General features: G+C 32.5%; 18 protein-coding genes and 3 tRNA genes. 9 read left to right on the top strand and 12 right to left on the bottom strand.

Going from position 1 to position 17,461, the window contains the following annotated elements:
- Positions 1-194 precede the first annotated feature (194 nt).
- The 9 genes from BUE22_RS16775 to tgt form a co-directional block, all read right to left on the bottom strand.
- A complete protein-coding gene (locus BUE22_RS16775) occupies positions 195-860 on the bottom strand; it encodes a response regulator transcription factor (protein ID WP_042567362.1) in 666 nt (221 codons plus the stop codon).
- 112 nt (positions 861-972) lie between these two features.
- Positions 973-1,764 (bottom strand): sensor histidine kinase, encoded by a 792-nt coding sequence (locus tag BUE22_RS16770; RefSeq protein WP_073396655.1) that lies wholly within the window; start codon positions 1,762-1,764, stop codon positions 973-975.
- Between the two features lie 27 nt (positions 1,765-1,791).
- Positions 1,792-2,259 carry a hypothetical protein gene (locus tag BUE22_RS16765; protein WP_243396763.1) on the bottom strand — a complete coding sequence of 156 codons (468 nt, stop codon included), beginning with the start codon at positions 2,257-2,259 and terminating at the stop codon, positions 1,792-1,794.
- Between the two features lie 183 nt (positions 2,260-2,442).
- Entirely contained in the window at positions 2,443-2,793 is a 351-nt protein-coding gene (locus BUE22_RS16760; protein ID WP_073396650.1) for a hypothetical protein, read from the bottom strand.
- Between the two features lie 200 nt (positions 2,794-2,993).
- Complete coding sequence (dnaB, locus tag BUE22_RS16755; protein WP_042567358.1) at positions 2,994-4,538, bottom strand: replicative DNA helicase; 1,545 nt, start codon at positions 4,536-4,538, stop codon at positions 2,994-2,996.
- 140 nt (positions 4,539-4,678) lie between these two features.
- The gene (locus tag BUE22_RS16750) at positions 4,679-5,632 is read right to left on the bottom strand and encodes an acetyl-CoA carboxylase carboxyltransferase subunit alpha (protein WP_042567357.1); all 954 of its coding nucleotides are present in this window, start codon (positions 5,630-5,632) and stop codon (positions 4,679-4,681) included.
- Between the two features lie 112 nt (positions 5,633-5,744).
- Positions 5,745-6,632, bottom strand: a complete 888-nt coding sequence (locus BUE22_RS16745) for a DMT family transporter (RefSeq protein ID WP_073396647.1) — start codon at positions 6,630-6,632, stop codon at positions 5,745-5,747.
- Positions 6,619-7,707, bottom strand: coding sequence for an LptF/LptG family permease (locus BUE22_RS16740; RefSeq protein WP_042567355.1), 1,089 nt, complete (start codon positions 7,705-7,707; stop codon positions 6,619-6,621). Before BUE22_RS16740 ends, BUE22_RS16745 begins: the two co-directional genes overlap by 14 nt.
- A gap of 66 nt (positions 7,708-7,773) precedes the next feature.
- Entirely contained in the window at positions 7,774-8,904 is a 1,131-nt protein-coding gene (gene tgt / locus BUE22_RS16735) for a tRNA guanosine(34) transglycosylase Tgt (RefSeq protein WP_042567354.1), read from the bottom strand.
- Between the two features lie 411 nt (positions 8,905-9,315).
- Between tgt and BUE22_RS16730 the strand changes: the two genes are divergently transcribed.
- The 3 genes from BUE22_RS16730 to BUE22_RS16720 all read left to right on the top strand — a co-directional run bounded on the left by BUE22_RS16730 (position 9,316) and on the right by BUE22_RS16720 (position 11,764).
- Entirely contained in the window at positions 9,316-9,624 is a 309-nt protein-coding gene (locus tag BUE22_RS16730) for a hypothetical protein (protein ID WP_073396644.1), read from the top strand.
- 260 nt (positions 9,625-9,884) lie between these two features.
- Complete coding sequence (locus tag BUE22_RS16725) at positions 9,885-10,736, top strand: transketolase (protein WP_042567352.1); 852 nt, start codon at positions 9,885-9,887, stop codon at positions 10,734-10,736.
- 74 nt (positions 10,737-10,810) lie between these two features.
- Complete coding sequence (locus BUE22_RS16720; protein ID WP_073396641.1) at positions 10,811-11,764, top strand: transketolase family protein; 954 nt, start codon at positions 10,811-10,813, stop codon at positions 11,762-11,764.
- Positions 11,765-11,846: 82 nt separating this feature from the next.
- Here the strand turns inward: BUE22_RS16720 and BUE22_RS16715 are convergent, their stop codons facing one another.
- Complete coding sequence (locus BUE22_RS16715; RefSeq protein WP_124020481.1) at positions 11,847-12,593, bottom strand: hypothetical protein; 747 nt, start codon at positions 12,591-12,593, stop codon at positions 11,847-11,849.
- A gap of 180 nt (positions 12,594-12,773) precedes the next feature.
- The gene (locus BUE22_RS16710) at positions 12,774-13,946 is read right to left on the bottom strand and encodes a BamM family beta-barrel-assembly machinery protein (protein WP_073396635.1); all 1,173 of its coding nucleotides are present in this window, start codon (positions 13,944-13,946) and stop codon (positions 12,774-12,776) included.
- Positions 13,947-14,025: 79 nt separating this feature from the next.
- Here BUE22_RS16710 and BUE22_RS16705 point away from each other — a divergent pair, with 79 nt between their 5' ends.
- Both BUE22_RS16705 and BUE22_RS16700 read left to right on the top strand, forming a co-directional pair.
- Positions 14,026-14,415: an RNA-binding S4 domain-containing protein gene (locus BUE22_RS16705; protein ID WP_042567348.1), complete on the top strand. Its 390-nt coding sequence runs from the start codon at positions 14,026-14,028 to the stop codon at positions 14,413-14,415.
- 188 nt (positions 14,416-14,603) lie between these two features.
- Entirely contained in the window at positions 14,604-15,104 is a 501-nt protein-coding gene (locus BUE22_RS16700; protein WP_073396779.1) for a phosphoribosyltransferase domain-containing protein, read from the top strand.
- Here BUE22_RS16700 and BUE22_RS16695 read toward each other — a convergent pair.
- Entirely contained in the window at positions 15,096-15,614 is a 519-nt protein-coding gene (locus tag BUE22_RS16695; protein WP_073396633.1) for a shikimate kinase, read from the bottom strand. The genes BUE22_RS16700 and BUE22_RS16695 overlap by 9 nt on opposite strands.
- Positions 15,615-15,739: 125 nt before the next feature.
- On the opposite strand from BUE22_RS16695, the gene BUE22_RS16690 reads away from it, so the two are divergent.
- The 4 genes from BUE22_RS16690 (at position 15,740) to BUE22_RS16675 (ending at position 17,187) form a co-directional block, all read left to right on the top strand.
- Positions 15,740-15,812 (top strand) — tRNA-Lys (locus BUE22_RS16690).
- A gap of 40 nt (positions 15,813-15,852) precedes the next feature.
- Positions 15,853-15,925 (top strand) — tRNA-Lys (locus BUE22_RS16685).
- Positions 15,926-15,967: 42 nt separating this feature from the next.
- Positions 15,968-16,050: transfer RNA gene (locus BUE22_RS16680), tRNA-Leu, on the top strand.
- Between the two features lie 318 nt (positions 16,051-16,368).
- The gene (locus BUE22_RS16675) at positions 16,369-17,187 is read left to right on the top strand and encodes a lysophospholipid acyltransferase family protein (RefSeq protein ID WP_042567380.1); all 819 of its coding nucleotides are present in this window, start codon (positions 16,369-16,371) and stop codon (positions 17,185-17,187) included.
- Positions 17,188-17,461 lie beyond the last annotated feature (274 nt).

The raw sequence follows: 17,461 nt of genomic DNA, 5'->3' as shown, positions 1-17,461 counted from the left end.
ATATAGTTTCTATTTAAATTTGTTTATCGAAATAAGGAATTAATGAAACAGTGAAAAATCTAGCAATGAAATTTAATGGCAGTAAAAACCAACCAAAAGGATTAAGCATATTACAGAAAATAGGTATTTGCGCCCTAATAATGATAATAATTGTTTATTATGTATTGTCAATTCAATTCTTAACCAGCTAAAATTTATATTGTTAAAACTGCTATTTCGTTTTGAATCGCATAAACCACTAATCCTGCAATATTTCTGGATTCAGTTTTAAGCAGCAGATTATTGCGGTGCCCTTCAACAGTTCTCGGACTTAAAAAAAGATGATCTGCTATTTCTGTGGTTGTTTTTTGCAGACAGATAAGTTGAAGAATTTCTATTTCCCGAGGTGAAAGAAAACCGGTTTCTAAATTTCCTTTTGAGTTTTTAGACGAAACAATAGTTTCCTGAATTGTTTTTAAAACTATTTGGCTGTAATAAAATCCTTTTTTTGCAACTTCATTAACGGTATGAATTAAATCTTTGGGGGTTGTATTTTTTATCAAATAAGCAACAGCACCAACCTGAATCATGTTAGCAACAAATGATTTTGTGTCATAACTGGTTAGCGCAATTATTTTGATATCAGGATAAGATTTGCGAATAATTTTTGTGGCCTCAACCCCATTTAAAACAGGCATTTTCAAATCCATTATAATGATATCCGGCTTTGATTCGCTGCTATTTAATTTGGAAATAAGCTCTTCTCCGTTTGAAGCCTCAAAAATAATTTCAAAATTATCTTCTTTTTGCAATAAAAAAGCGATTCCCTTCCGAAATAAAACTTCGTCATCGACTAAAGCAATTTTTACAATGCTGCTCATTTATTTATGTATTTGGTTCTTTGGAATTTCGAAATTACAAAATATGCTTTAGAAAACGAGAAAAAGCAATCTATTTTATTGATCAAATACAACTATTAATCTTAAAAGAGCTTTAAAAAGTAAACATTACCGCAATACCATGGTTAATTTCAGAATTTATTTTAATTGTTCCATTCAAAAAAGAAATTCTGCTATCAATATTTTTCATGCCAAGTCCTTTTTGATTTTCAATATTTTGAGAATCAAAACCGACGCCGTTATCTTCATAGTGACAAGTGTTTATTTCGTCTATAATCTTAAAAGCTATCCAAATTTCGGTTGCTTTTCCATGTCGTAACGAATTATTCATCAATTCCTGTAAAATTCTAAAAACATGTAAATGACTATCAATTTCATTTTCATCAAAATCAATTTCATTTTTGTAATAAACTTTTACGGCTTTACTGCTTTCAAATTCCTCACATAATTCTTCAACACCGGCATTTAATCCAAATTTTTCGAAAACGGGCGGCAATAAATTATGGGCAATTTTTCTGGAATTCTCTAAAGCTTTTGTAGTTAGAGCAATTATATTTTCTGTGATTTCAATAGTTTCAGCTTCTGTTAAATTTGGAGAAGTTAATAAATGACTATTCAATGACACTATATTTAATTTTGAACTAATATCATCATGAAGGTCCTGAGCAATTCTTTTGCGTTCTTCTTCCTGTGTTAGAATAATAGCATGAAGCTGCTCTTTTTGATATTGTAATACTAAATCTTTTTTTTCGAGTTCTTTCTGAATTATTTTTTTTCTTGAGAAATAGAAAAATACTATCAATATAATAGCAACAATTATAAAGAAAAGGGAAATATATAAAATAACTGCAACAAGTTCTTTTTCCGGAATTGTACTAGCATTCATAGCAAAATTTTTATTACAGAATTGTGATTAAACTAATGAAGCTTTGGCTGAAAAACTTTTTATCCACTCGTATAAAATAAAGAATTGCAAAACCAAAATTAAAAATGCATTAAATATCCAGGTTAAAAATTTCACATCATCGCTAAGTCCTGATGAAAGGTTTCCAACTAAAAACAAAACTGTACTTGACAATAAATACATTACAAAACCAAAACTGATATAATAGTATTTTTTATTATCCGTAAGCATATTATATAAGTGAATCAAAGCATAAACAACCAGCAGTGAAGAGGTTAAAATAATTTCGAATAAATTAAGTTTCACAAATTGGTAAGGATCTAAAACTAATTGGAATCCAAAAATTAATAATGAAACTGCTAATGTAGTTTTAACAAATATTTTTTGATTCTTAATCTGCAATAATGAATTATAGAACAAACCTAATAGTATCATTTGTCCTGCAAAAAATATATTGATAACAAATTGATTCTTCATTCTTAAGAAATACATTACCTCCATCGAAAACTGCATTAAAAAAGCAAAGGCTAAATAAGCAACAAAAAAAACATTAGCTTTTCCCTTACGGAAAAAGCTATATGAATATAATATTAGGTTTAATAATAAAATTAAATATCCTGAATAAATTAAAAAATCATCCACTTTAATATAATTTAAAAATCAATATGGAGGGCAAGATCTTACACCATCATAAACAATCTCTTCTGCAGCCGATCTGTTTTGTTGACTTGTAGGAGGTCCATAGACATCAATATATTGACCTGTTTCCTTATCAAATTTTGCTCCAACAAAAAGCAATGTCTTTTCTCCCTGGTCATTAATACCTATGTAAGCGCGAACTGCATCTGCATCAAGCTGCAATACAAATTCTAAACTTTCACGTGGGATCAAATAAGATTTGACTTTATTTTTCGGGTCTTCAACGGTGGTGTCATCCTCGTATCTCTTCTCCCATTCTTTAGCTATTTTTAATGGAATTTGAATTGGTCCAGGAAAGGTTTCTTCGCTCATAATTTACAATTTTAAATTAGTTAATAATATTAGATTTAATCAATTGGTTTGTTAATAGTTTGGCTAATCTACCGAATTAATTTTTATCTAAGAAATATTATTTGTGCAAAATAGTGTACTAAAAATTTAAATTATTAGCGAAAAAAAAATCTTCATAGGCAGTTAAAAACTCCAGAAGATTTTTCTTTTATATATTAAAATTAAAACGGAACATCGCTGTCATCATCGTCATCATTCAAATTACTTCCAAATGCTTCATTTGCTGAAGGAAGGTTTTTAGTGATAAATGGATTATCATCATGATTCATTTTTGATGGTAAATCGTCGTAACTACCTGAAAAATCATCAAGATTATCAAATTTTCCAAGGTGCCCAATAAATTTCAAACGAACATTTTCGATACCACCATTACGGTGTTTGGCGATCATTATTTCAGCCTGACCAGCAGTTGGCGAAGCCTCATCATCATCCCATTCATCAATTTTGTAATACTCTGGTCGATATAAAAACGAAACAATATCAGCATCCTGCTCAATTGCTCCAGATTCACGAAGATCCGATAGCAACGGACGCTTACTTGATCCACGCGTTTCAACGGCACGAGATAACTGCGAAAGTGCAATTACCGGAACATTTAGCTCCTTTGCCAAAGCTTTTAAGTTTCGGGAAATTGTAGAGATTTCCTGTTCACGATTTCCTCCTCCTTTACCATTTCCACCGGCAGTCATCAATTGCAAATAATCAACAATGACAATTTTGATATTATGCTGAGAAACCAAACGACGGCATTTTGCTCTTAAATCAAAAATAGAAAGAGATGGAGTATCGTCAATATACAATGGCGCTTTTTCTAAGTTTTTTACTTTAGTACTTAACATCTCCCATTCATGGGGTTCTAATTTACCGGTACGTAATTTCTCAGATGATAGTCCTGTTTCTGATGAAATCAACCTTGTTATCAACTGAACCGAAGCCATCTCTAAAGAAAATAATGCTACTCCATGTCCAAACTCAATAGCAATATTTCTAGCCATTGAAAGTACAAATGCGGTTTTTCCCATCGCTGGTCTGGCCGCTATAATAATTAAATCACTTGGCTGCCATCCCGAAGTCAGTTTGTCTAAATTAGTAAAACCGGTTTCAACACCGCTCAATCCTTCTTTTCCGGCAATTTCTTCAATACGTTTCTTTGCCTGTAAAACTAAACTTTGCGCTGTTTCAGAACTTCGTTTGATATTTCCTTGTGTTACTTCATATAATTTTGATTCAGCCTGATCCAATAAATCAAATACATCTGCTGTTTCATCATAAGAGGCTTCGATAATTTCAGAAGAAATTCGAATTAAACTTCGCTGAATAAACTTTTGAAGAATGATACGTGAGTGAAATTCAATATGCGCCGAAGAGGCAATTTTTTGCGTAAGCTGAATTAAATAAAAATCTCCTCCTGCAACTTCCAATTTTCCGTTTTTTTTCAGCTGAGCTGAAACGGTTAATAAGTCAATTGGCTGCGTTTCAGTAAAAAGCTGCACAATCGCTTCAAAAATATATTTGTGTGCATCTTTATAAAAAGCATCCGGTTGCAAAATATCAATTACATCATCCACACCTTTTTTATCAATCATCATTGCACCAAGTACAGCCTCTTCTAATTCAAGCACTTGTGGTGGTAACTTTCCTTTTTCTAAATTAATAATGGTGGTTTTATCTACCTTTACAGGGTTTATGTTCTTGAAATTTTCCATATAGCGAAAGTAACAAAATTTAAAAAAAAATTGCTATCGAGTTATAACTATTAATTGTTTATAAATAAGTTTTTTTTGTTGATAACCAAAAAAAAATCCGAAACTGTAAGGCTTCGGATTTTAAATATTATTGTAAGAATTTACTCCTTATATTCGCCCATGTTACTATATTTGTCCATTCTCTGAGCAATTAAGTCGGCTGTTGATAAGTCTTTCAATTCGTTATATCCTTTTGTAATATATTCGGCTACTGTTTTAAAAGTAGTTTCTCTGTCATAGTGAGCTCCACCTAGTGGTTCAGGAATTACATCATCAACTAATTTTTGTTTTTTCATGTCAGATGATGTCAATTTTAAAGCATCAGCTGCACGTTCTTTGTATTCCCAGCTTTTCCATAAAATAGAAGAACATGATTCCGGAGAAATTACAGAGTACCAAGTATTTTCTAACATATATACTTTATCACCAACACCTATTCCTAAAGCTCCACCAGAAGCACCTTCACCAACAATAATGGTAATGATTGGCACTTTTAAACGAACCATTTCAAAAATATTTCTGGCAATAGCTTCTCCCTGGCCTCTTTCTTCAGCTTCAAGTCCTGGATATGCACCTGGAGTATCTACAAGAGTTAAAACCGGAATTCCAAATTTCTCTGCCATTTTCATCAAACGCAAAGCTTTACGATATCCTTCAGGATTTGCCATACCAAAATTACGGTACTGACGTGTTTTTGTATTATAACCTTTTTGCTGACCTACGATCATAAACGACTGTCCGTTTACTTTTCCTAAACCGCCAACCATCGCTTTATCATCTTTAAAACCTCTGTCTCCGTGAAGTTCTAAAAAAGTATCACCGCAAATTGCTCTGATATAATCTAAAGTATAAGGTCTGTTAGGATGTCTTGACAACTGAACTCTTTGCCAGGCCGTAAGGTTTTTATATATATCTTTTTTTGTTTGTTCTAATTTTTTGTTGATTTCCTTGCAAGTTGGTGTTACATCAACATCAGATTCTTTCCCAATTATAACACACTTTTCTAACTGCTCTTCAAGTTCTTTTATTGGAAGCTCAAAATCTAAATATTCCATGGATTTTTGAATTTTGTTTGTAAATCGAACCGCAAATATAAAAATATTATACTATTCGTATGATTAATTTGTGTTTAAAATGTAAAAATGTAATTTATAAATAAGTAAAGTATTACAGATTCTTCTTGTTTTGATAATGTTTAAAAACACCATTTAGAATAACTGTGATTACAATTATGATTGCGCCAATGTAAAATTCTGTGCTCATTTTTTCTTTTCCTCCAAGAATAAAATAAGCTAGTATAATGCCGTAAACAGGCTCTAAATTAGTGGTTAACATTACTGTATATGGCGTTAGCTTCTGCATTACTTTTACCGAAGCCGTAAATGCATAAGCCGTACAAACCGATGCTAAAATGAGTAATAAAACCCAATTGTTTAATGACATTGTAAAAAAATCAGCAGTGAATTTTCCCTGTACCAAAAAATAAATAGAAATAAAGAAAACTCCTGCACCAAATTCATAAAATGTAATTACAGAAGGTTCATGATCAGAGATTAATTTTCCGTTCATTAAGGTAAACAAAACGCCTAAAATAATAGAAGCCAAGGCATAATACATTCCGCTTAGGTATTTAACCTCAACCTGCATAATTAATGCTAAACCTCCAATTATTATCAATCCGAAGAAAACTTCATACCATAATATTTTTCTTCCGTAAAAAAGCGGTTCTAATAAAGAGGCAAAAAAAGCACCCAAAGAAAATATTGATAAGGTTATCGAAACATTAGAAACATGAATGGCCTTAAAAAAGAAAATCCAATGAAGTGCAATCAACAATCCGACAAAAATTAATTTGGCAAAAGACTGAGCTGATATTATAAAAGACTGCTTTTTGTAGACAATGAAACCAGCAAGAAATATCCCTGCAAGAAACATTCTGAACCACACTAAATTTTCGGCATCAATTGTTATTAAAGCTCCTAAAATGGCTGTAAAACCCCAGATAAAAACAATTAAATGAAGATTTAAATAACTTTTTAAATTATCGTTTCGCATTACGTAATAAATAAACTGCCAGAATTCCGAAAACCATATTAGGGAACCACACAGCTAGTAAAGGTGAGAAAGTAGATTTTTCGGCAAGAGTACCAAATATTTTATCAAAAAACACAAATGAAAAGGCAATTGCAATTCCAATCGCAAGGTTCATTCCCATTCCACCCCGGCGTTTCATTGCTGAAACGGCAACTGCAATAATCGTTAAAATAAATGCCGAAACCGGTACACTGTATTTTTTATACAGCACAACCAAATAGGTATTTACATTTCCGGAACCACGTTTTCTTTCTTTTTCGATAAATTTATAAAGCTTACCCAAAGTTAAGGTCTCGGCAATATAAACTACCGGAGTTAAATCCTCTAATTCAAACTTAAAAGCAGTATTTTTTTCAGGAGCTTTTTCAATTACATCGTTCAGGTCTCCAAGTGTTCTTTTAGTGTAATCATACATGGTGTATGTTTTCTTCTTCGGATCCCATTTGATGCGGCTCGCTGTAATTTTATATTTTAATTTATCTTTTTCGAAATGCTCCAGCGTAAAATTAAAAGCAGTTTTCGATTCTTCATTAAAACTGTTTACAAAAATAAAATCGTTATCATTAATTTGTCTGTAAACATTGGTATTTTCACCCCGCATGAGCTCTTTTCCATTTCCTTTTAAATAGGTATATCTAAAATTATTATATCCTTCACTGGCGGCAGGAACGATAAAAAATCCCATCAACAATACAAAAATAGAAACGATTGTTGCACCAATAATATAAGGTCGTAAAAAGCGTGTAAATGAAATTCCCGAACTCAAAATAGCAATAATCTCTGTATTATTAGCCAATTTCGAAGTAAACCAAATTACCGATAAAAACAAAAATATCGGAAATAAGGAATTGATAAAATAGATTGTGAAATTGTAATAATAGAACGCAATATCCATAAACGGAATCTTGTTTTCCAACATCTTATTTACCTTTTCAGAAACGTCAATCACGATTCCGATAGGGGCAAATAATAACAACATCACCGAAAAGGTAGCGAGATATCTTTTTAAAATATATTTATCTATTATTGTCAGCATAGCAAAGTTTAATCGATTTTTGTTTAATCGTTTAACCGAATAAACGATTAAACAAATCAACATATTTTATAGTCTTTGACTCATATTTTTAACCATCATTTCTTTCCATGGTCTAAAATCGCCTGCTAAGATATGTTTTCTAGCTTCACGAACCAACCACATATAGAAACCAAGGTTATGAATTGTAGCAATTTGTTTTCCTAAATATTCGTTGGCAGCAAATAAGTGACGTAAATAAGCTTTCGTATATTCTGTATCAACAAAAGTATGTCCCATTTCATCAATTGGAGAAAAATCGTCTTCCCACTTTTTATTCTTTATATTGATAGTTCCGTTTGCCGTAAACAACATTCCGTTTCTGGCATTACGCGTTGGCATAACACAGTCAAACATATCAATTCCTAATGCAATATTTTCCAGAATATTAATTGGTGTTCCAACACCCATTAAATAACGGGGCTTATCCTCCGGAAGAATTTCGCAGACAACTTCTGTCATTGCATACATTTCCTCAGCAGGCTCCCCTACTGACAATCCTCCAATTGCATTTCCTTGCTGACCTGAATTTGCAATATATTCAGCAGATTGACGACGCAAATCTTTATAAGTACTTCCCTGAACAATTGGAAAAAACGTTTGTTCGTAACCGTATTTATAAGGTAATTTATCTAAATGATTAATACAACGATCCAGCCAGCGGTGCGTCATGTGCATTGAGCGCTGTGCATATCTGTAATCACAAGGATAAGGCGTACATTCATCAAAAGCCATGATAATATCAGCACCAATTGTACGCTGAATTTCCATTACATTTTCTGGTGTAAAAAAGTGATAAGAACCGTCAATATGAGACTTAAACTTCACTCCTTCTTCCTTAATTTTTCGATTACTCGAAAGAGAATACACTTGGTATCCACCAGAATCTGTCAAAATATTACGATCCCAGTTCATGAATTTATGCAATCCACCTGCTTTTTCAAGAATTTCAGTCTGAGGACGCAGGTATAAATGGTATGTGTTTCCCAGAATAATATCCGGATTAATATCTTCTTTCAATTCACGCTGATGTACTCCTTTTACCGAAGCAACCGTACCAACAGGCATAAAAATAGGCGTTTCAATTACGCCGTGATCTGTAGTAATACTTCCCGCTCTCGCTTTCGACTGCGGATCTTTTTGTAATAAATCAAACTTCATCTGTTTCTTTTTTCTCCCGATTGTTCGGGACGGCAAAGATAAACTAATTTCAGGGAAATTTAATTAATTAGAAAATTTGTCAATTAGAAAATTAGATAATGATTCCCAACCTTACTTTAAAAAGCAAAAATGTAAAAATTGGAATTTGGAATTTTAGAAAATTTGGAGTTTAAATAGTTTGGGCGTTCCCTCCGGTCGGGCTATCCGCTGCAAGTCCTCGCACTTCCTTCGTCAGGCTGTGGGCTTTTCGCTTCTATCCCTAACGCGCACATCTGACAGCTTTTCGATAAATAACTTAAATGTAAAAGTTGCAACAACCACATTAATAAAGTGTAACATAATAAGAGTATTGTTTTCTTAATTTTAATTATCTGGAAAAACTAAATTATATCAATTAAAATTATAGAAATCATGATAAGCTCAGAAAATAAAAACACAACACCCGAAGAACGAATTGAAAGAAATCTGGATAATTTAGATTATCCGGCAAACGAAGACATTTACAATCAGGAAGAAAAACTGGAAGATATCGATCCGGAAGGAATTTCGGGTGAAAGAACAGTCATTAACAACGATAACTATGACAATGAATGGAAACAAAACAGTGACAAACTAGGAAATGACTTAGATATTCCGGGAGCTGAACTTGATGACGAACAAGAAGACATTGGTTCTGAAGACGAAGAAAACAATTTCTACAGCGAAAGCGACACTGAATAACCCTTTTTGCCCTTAATACAAGAATTTTTACAACTTTATTTTGCCACACATTAAAAGATTTGAACAGATTTTTAAAATCAATTTAATCTTTTAATGTGTGGCATTTTTTTTATACACAATTTACAAGATTTTGAAGTTTTTTTTCACATCAATAAAAAAAGAAGCATAATTTAACAATTGCATCAAACTAATACAAAAAATCATTTGTCTCCCCGCAAAATAAAAATTACTTTTGCTTCAGTTTAACTTTTACATACAAAATGAAGCCTAACACACAACAATTAAGCGATTTAACTATCCAAGTAAGAAGAGATATTCTTCGTATGGTACATGCTGTCAACTCAGGACACCCAGGTGGTTCACTAGGTTGTACTGAATTTTTGGTAACCTTATACCAAAATATTATGGACCGTAAAGAAGGTTTTGATATGGACGGAATTGGAGAAGACCTCTTTTTCCTTTCAAATGGTCATATTTCCCCAGTATTTTACAGCGTTTTAGCACGTAGCGGTTATTTTCCTGTTTCAGAACTTGCCACTTTCAGATTATTAAACTCACGTTTACAAGGACACCCAACAACTCACGAAGGATTACCTGGAGTTCGTATAGCCTCTGGTTCATTAGGACAAGGTTTATCTGTAGCTCTTGGAGCAGCTCAGGCAAAAAAATTAAATGGAGACAATCATTTAATCTATACTTTACACGGAGATGGTGAACTACAAGAAGGTCAAAACTGGGAAGCGATCATGTATGCTTCTGCTAAAAAAGTAGACAATCTTATTGCAACCATAGACGTTAACGGAAAACAAATTGACGGAACAACTGACGAAGTTTTACCAATGGGAAGCATTCGTGCTAAATTTGAAGCTTTTGACTGGGACGTTCTTGAAATTAAAGAAGGAAACAGTATCGATGCCATTCTTGCAGGTTTAACAGATGCTAAATCAAGAACAGGAAAAGGAAAACCAGTTTGTATTTTATTATATACTGAAATGGGTAACGGAGTAGACTTTATGATGCACACACATGCATGGCATGGTAAAGCACCAAACAACGATCAGTTGACAAGTGCTTTGGCTCAAAACTATTCGGCAGATCAAATCGATTATTAAAAAAAGCTTTAAGCTTTAAGCAATAAGCTTTATGCCTATTGCCTACAGCCTACTGCGTACAGCAATAAAACAAAATGAAAAAATATACAAATACAGGAAGTAAAGATACTCGTTCGGGTTTTGGAGCGGGAATGACTGAATTAGGTCAAAAAAATGAAAAAGTAGTAGCACTTTGTGCTGATTTAATTGGATCATTAAAATTTGATGATTTCAAGAAAAATCACCCAGAACGTTTTTTCCAAATTGGAATCGCTGAAGCTAACATGATTGGTATTGCTGCAGGTTTAACAATTGGAGGAAAAATTCCTTTTACAGGAACTTTCGCTAACTTCTCTACAGGAAGAGTTTACGATCAAATTCGTCAATCTGTTGCTTATTCTGATAAAAACGTAAAAATCTGTGCTTCTCACGCTGGTTTAACACTTGGTGAAGACGGAGCAACACACCAAATCTTAGAAGATATTGGATTAATGAAAATGTTGCCTGGAATGACAGTAATCAACACTTGTGATTACAACCAAACTAAAGCGGCTACTTTAGCATTGGCAGATCATCATGGTCCAGCTTATTTACGTTTCGGTCGTCCGGTTGTGCCTAACTTCATGCCTGCTGATGAGCCTTTCGTAATTGGAAAAGCAATTTTATTAAACGAAGGAACTGACGTAACAATTGTTGCAACAGGACACTTAGTTTGGGAAGCTCTTATCGCTGCTGAAGCTCTTGAAGCAAAAGGAATTTCTGCTGAAGTAATCAACATTCACACTATTAAACCTCTTGATGAAGAAGCGATTCTAAAATCATTGGCAAAAACAAAATGTGTTGTAACTGCAGAAGAGCACAACATTCTTGGAGGTCTTGGAGAAAGCATTTCAAGAGTATTAGCTTTAAATACTCCTGCTCCACAAGAATTTGTAGCTGTAAACGATAGTTTTGGCGAATCTGGAACTCCAGAGCAATTAATGGAGAAATACAAATTAAACAATCAGGCTATTGTTGAAGCTGTAGAAAAAGTTATCAAAAGAAAATAATTTTTAGTTTTCTTACTTTATACAAAAAAAACCTCGAAAGTGATTTCGAGGTTTTTTTATGTCTTATTTTATTTCTATTATTTTATTTCTGTCGGTGAATTATTTCCCATACTGGCTCAAATTCTAATTCATCGAAATTTAAAGCATGTAAATCTTTTTCATAAATACTATTACTAAAAGTATCCTGAATTCCATTTATAAAAAACCATTTTCCTTCTTTTTCAGGTATTCCCCATCTTCTAAGTTTTACAACCGTTGCTTTTGCATTTACTTTTTTTGAAAGATCAGACAAAATAGATTTTGCATCAACATTTGAACTTTTAGCAATTGCAATTACTCCAAAATAGCCAAACTGAACTTCAGATGAATTATCAAAATTTCTTTCATTAGATATCGAAATAAAGATTTCTGGCGGTGTCTGGCGTTTTTCGCAAACTGTCCAAATTGGTGACCAAAGTTCAAAACTTTGAAAGTATTCTTCATTCTCATTTTCAATTGTCCATTTATCGTGTGATTTATCATTCCACTTTAATCTTCCCAACTTTATTTCAGAATGATAAATGAATTCCTTATTGTCTTTTTGAGACACTCTTTTTTCAGTTTTGTATTTATTTACACGAATTCCCGTCTCGTTATTATTTTCAATCTGATTCAGTATTGCTTCAAAATAAGGTTTAAAATTGGAGTCCCAATTTGATTTCAGCCAAGGCGATTTGGATTCGTCTTCATTCCCAAATAATAAATAAAAGTCATACGTCCGATTCTTCCAATCTGAATCAGCATTAGTTAACTTATCATAAAAATCACTTAATTTATCGATTAACTTCATAATTGATTCTCTCTTATTATTTATAACAACATACCCCCTTTTTAATTTCAAGATAACTATTTTATAAAAAGGTTCTTCAAATTTGATAAAAAAAAATGATTTACAATCAGATTTATAAAAAATCAAAAACCTCCAAATCACAAGACTTGGAGGTTTCAAAAAATTATCTTTTAATCCTTTTTATTGCTTCTTAATAGGATATGTATTATCCAAGTGTATTCTTAATCTTGGCTCATCTGTATAATCCGCTTCTATATATTTTTTAGGATTAGATGCCGACTCTGCTGCTGCAGGATTAGTAAGTTCGCCTGTTGGTCTTCTTGGAATTCCTCTAGGCTCTGTTTCATCTGTATTTGGCGTAGCTGGATTATCCACAATTGGACTCCAAGGATAATAAGCACTTATTCCGTAATTAATTCCACCAACATTACCAATTTGTCCTGTTGGTTTAGATATTTCATAGAAAGTTGTAAAACCATCTCCGTCATCATCAGCATCTAAAAAGTCAGGAATACCATCTTTGTCAGTATCATCCGGATTTACCGGAGCATTTGGATATAAAGTCGTATTTCTAAAATCTCTAACATAGCGATCTCCATTTATATCTTCCTGATAATCAAAAACTCCATCAAAATCATGATCAAGTCTTTTATAGTCATAAAATTTAACACTAAAAATTAAAGGAGAGTAAGAAGGAATCGAATTATTTCCGGCATAATAACCTAAACCTGAAGGAATAAATAAAACTGCAGATCCAAAATTTTCATATTTAATAGTTCCATCCGCCTGCGTAGTTGAAGTTCCTGTCTTCAACTCAGGAAAAGTTTCACCCCAACCAACGATCGCCGTATACAAGTCTACACTTGTTTGTGGAAACTTAACTTCTTCAAAAAAAGTAGTTTTCAAATAAGTAGGTGCTTTATCCGTTTTAGCAACACGGCTTAAATATTCTCCTTTATATGCAGCTAAAACTCCATCAGTATTCATTGGTGATGTTCCTGTACCTTCTCTTAAAATCAAATAGTACATTTTATAAGTAATCCCATCTAAATCAACATTTTTTGCCAACAACTTTGGAAAAGTTTCACTATTCAAATAAGACATTATAGAAGGCTGTGTTGTAGGATCTGTAATACTATCTATAACAACATCCTGATCTTCAGGTGTACCGGCACTTTCTGTTACAGTAATATAATTTGTAGTTAAATATTCTTCAATATTAGCATTATCTGTATTAAATTGCTCCTGATAGTCTCTTAAAGGCTCAACAGGAGTATCATCGTCACCTTTGTTACAAGAAACTATTGCAATACCAGCGAGCAATAAAACAAAATAATATTTAAATTTATTCATTATTGTTAATTTTTTAGGTGCGCAAGATACAATATTGATTTATTTTTGTAAAGAATTTAACTTGGATTTTAGAAAAATTATGAGAATAGATAAATACCTATGGTGCGTTCGTTATTACAAAACCAGAAACATGGTTACTGAGGCTTGTAAAAAAAACCATATTACTGTAAATGGGCAGGTTGCCAAGCCATCTAAAGAAGTTTTTCCTACGGACAGAATTACTTTTAGAAAAGATCAGATTACACAAATTATTACTGTCTTGGATATTCCTGAAAGTCGTGTTGGGGCAAAACTTGTTGATATCTATCGAAAAAACGAAACTCCTGCAGAAGCATATGCACATTTGGAGTTATTAAAACTTTCTAAAGAACACTATCGCAAAAGCGGAACAGGAAGACCAACCAAAAAAGACCGAAGAGATATTGACGAATATGGAAACGAGATTTTTGATGACGAAGATGAAAATTAAATTCCAATCCCGAAGCGTCGGGATAAATCTCAAATTCCAAAATCGGAGCGTATCTAATTATAATATATAAATTCAAAAAAACTAAAAACAGACCCAACATTTAAAAATTGAAATTTCCTTTCTTAAAATTGGAATTTGGATTTTTTATATTGGAATTTAAATTAGTTATATTAGCAAAAAATAAAATCATGAGCAAAAATATCATCTTAACACATCAGGAAATCGAACATAAAATAAAACGTATTGCGTATCAAATTTACGAAACTTTTGTTGATGAAGAAGAAGTTGTTATTGCCGGAATCGCTTCTAATGGATCTATTTTTGCCGAAAAAATTGCTTTGGCCCTAAGCAACATCTCTACTCTTAAAATTTCACTTTGCGAAGTTAAGGTTGACAAACAAAATCCGCAACTACCAATACAAACGTCATTAAACGCATCAGAATACTCCAATAAAGGATTAGTATTGGTTGATGATGTATTAAATTCAGGCACTACTTTAATATACGCCGTTCGTCATTTTTTAGACGTTCCGCTTAAAAAATTCAAAACGGCAGTACTTGTAGACAGAAATCATAAAAAATACCCTGTGAAAGCAGATTTTAAAGGAATTTCACTTTCCACTTCTTTACTTGAACATGTTCAGGTAATTTTTGATGACAATGGCAATGATTATGCTTTCTTAAGCTAGAATTTCTAAAATATCTTCAACTGTTTCTTCGACTGTTTTATTATCAACCGCCACTTTATACTGTGCATGGTTATAATAAAAGCTTCTGTCGAACAAATGTTTTGCGATAAATTCTTTCATTTCTTCCTCATTCATATTAGCAATCAACGGGCGCTTGCTTTTGTTGTGAATTAATCTATTATATAAAGTCTCTATTGAAGCTTTTAAATAAATAGATGTAACATCATCTTTTTTCAATAATTCATGATTATTGGCATAGCAAGGTGTACCTCCACCTAAACCTATTATACTATTTTCTGTAGATTGGAGCAATTCGACAAACATTTCGTGTTCTAATTTCCTAAAATAGATTTCTCCTTTTTGTTCGAAAATCTCATTTATTGATAAATTGGCTCTTTTTTCGATGCATTTATCCAAATCTAAAAATGGGATTTTGGTAATTTTTGAAAGATTTTGGGCAATTGTTGACTTTCCGCAGCCCATATATCCTAATAAGACGATTTTTTTCATTCTAATAAAACACTATAAATTAGGGGATTGTAAATTTTGTTTAAAAAAAGACAAATTTATAATAAAATTGCTTGCAAATAATAAAATAAACTCCTTATATTTGCACCCGCATTCAAGGAACATATGACTCGATAGCTCAGTTGGTAGAGCACATCACTTTTAATGATGGGGTCCTGGGTTCGAGCCCCAGTCGGGTCACAAAATTTGTGACTAACAAAATAAGTTTCTTGAAAGCAATGACTCGATAGCTCAGTCGGTAGAGCACATCACTTTTAATGATGGGGTCCTGGGTTCGAGCCCCAGTCGGGTCACAAAAGGTCGAGTAATTTATTACTTGACCTTTTTTCATTTTAGGCCACGTGGAGAAACGGTAGACTTGCCATCTTGAGGGGGTGGTGCTCGTAAGGGCGTGTGGGTTCAAATCCCACCGTGGTCACAAAAAAGGTAAAATACATAAATGTGTTTTACCTTTTTTTATTTCTACAATTACAAAGACAGCATTAAAATAAACATCTTCATTCTTCATAATGTTTTTGCATATTCAATTTTGCATATAAAATCCGAGTATCTTTACCCGTGATTGCAATAAAGAATATATAGATGAATTAAGCTTTTCTACTTTTAGAACCTAAAATTCTTTCCTGAAGTCATAAGTTATAATAAAAAATTTCGCAAATAAACAATAGCATTACTAATTTCAATTCCGTTTAGGTTTTTTATTAGTTTTCGCATTTAACTTTAATAGTTATAACATATGACATTGATATCCAAAGAAAAATTTTCTGAAGCTGCCGGCCTTTCTAAAATTCCTATCCCGGGATTGTCCTCTTATTTAATGAAGGTAATGAAAATTAACAATTTAAATACAATGGTTAAGGAAGCAGGCAATCTTGAAGGTGCAGATTTCGCCAATTATGCCTTAACGAAAATAGGCGTAAAAGTCAAGTATGATGCTGCCGAATTATTAAATATCCCAAGTGAAGGAGCCTTTATCGTAGTGGCTAATCACCCTTATGGAGGTATCGAATCATTAGCCTTATTAAGTACAATTGCGAAAATACGTCCTGACACCATGTATATGGGGAATTTTTTATTAAAGGAAATTCCAAATCTTGAAAAATGCATTATTGCGGTAAATCCATTTGAAAATGTACAAAATTCTGCCAGTATCACAGGATTAAAAATGACGTTTAAAGCTTTATCAGAAGGTATTCCTGTCGCCATATTTCCTGCCGGAGAAGTTTCATCATATGATTTTAAGACAAGTAAAATCACAGATCCGGAATGGCATCCTGTAGTAGGAAAAATTATCAGCAAAGCCAATGTACCTATCTTACCTATATATTTTCATGGAAATAATGGTTTTTTCTTCAGTATGCTAAAATCAATTCACCCGATGTTGCAAACTTCAAAACTGATTTCAGAAATGTTTAACAAACAAGGACACGAACTAAAAATGACTATCGGGAAAGCCATTTTTTTATCAGGAACAAAAGACAAAGCCGCTGATCTTCTAATGTTACAAAATCTTAGAAGTAAACTGTATGCTCTCAAAAATCAATTACATAATTAATAGATTCAAGTTTATTTAGCATTTATGACAAACATTGAAAATCAAATACTTTTCTTTTCAAACCTCTGCTAAGTCGCTTAAAACCTGAAAATCTTCAAACAGAGGTTCTGTTTTTGCACCAAGGAGAGTTCACAATAAAAAGAAAAGCCTGAGAATCTATGTTTCTCAGGCTTTTCTTTTGGTTCGAAAATCTTATCAGGATTTTACTTTTACAAAATAAGTTTTTGATGTTAATACTGGTTCGAACCTTTTTTTCATAAAAACCTATTAAACC

The organism is Flavobacterium pectinovorum, from assembly GCF_900142715.1.
Classification (GTDB): domain Bacteria; phylum Bacteroidota; class Bacteroidia; order Flavobacteriales; family Flavobacteriaceae; genus Flavobacterium; species Flavobacterium pectinovorum.
Note: the sequence above shows the minus strand (reverse complement) of the source record. Positions and strands in the feature narration are given on the sequence as shown.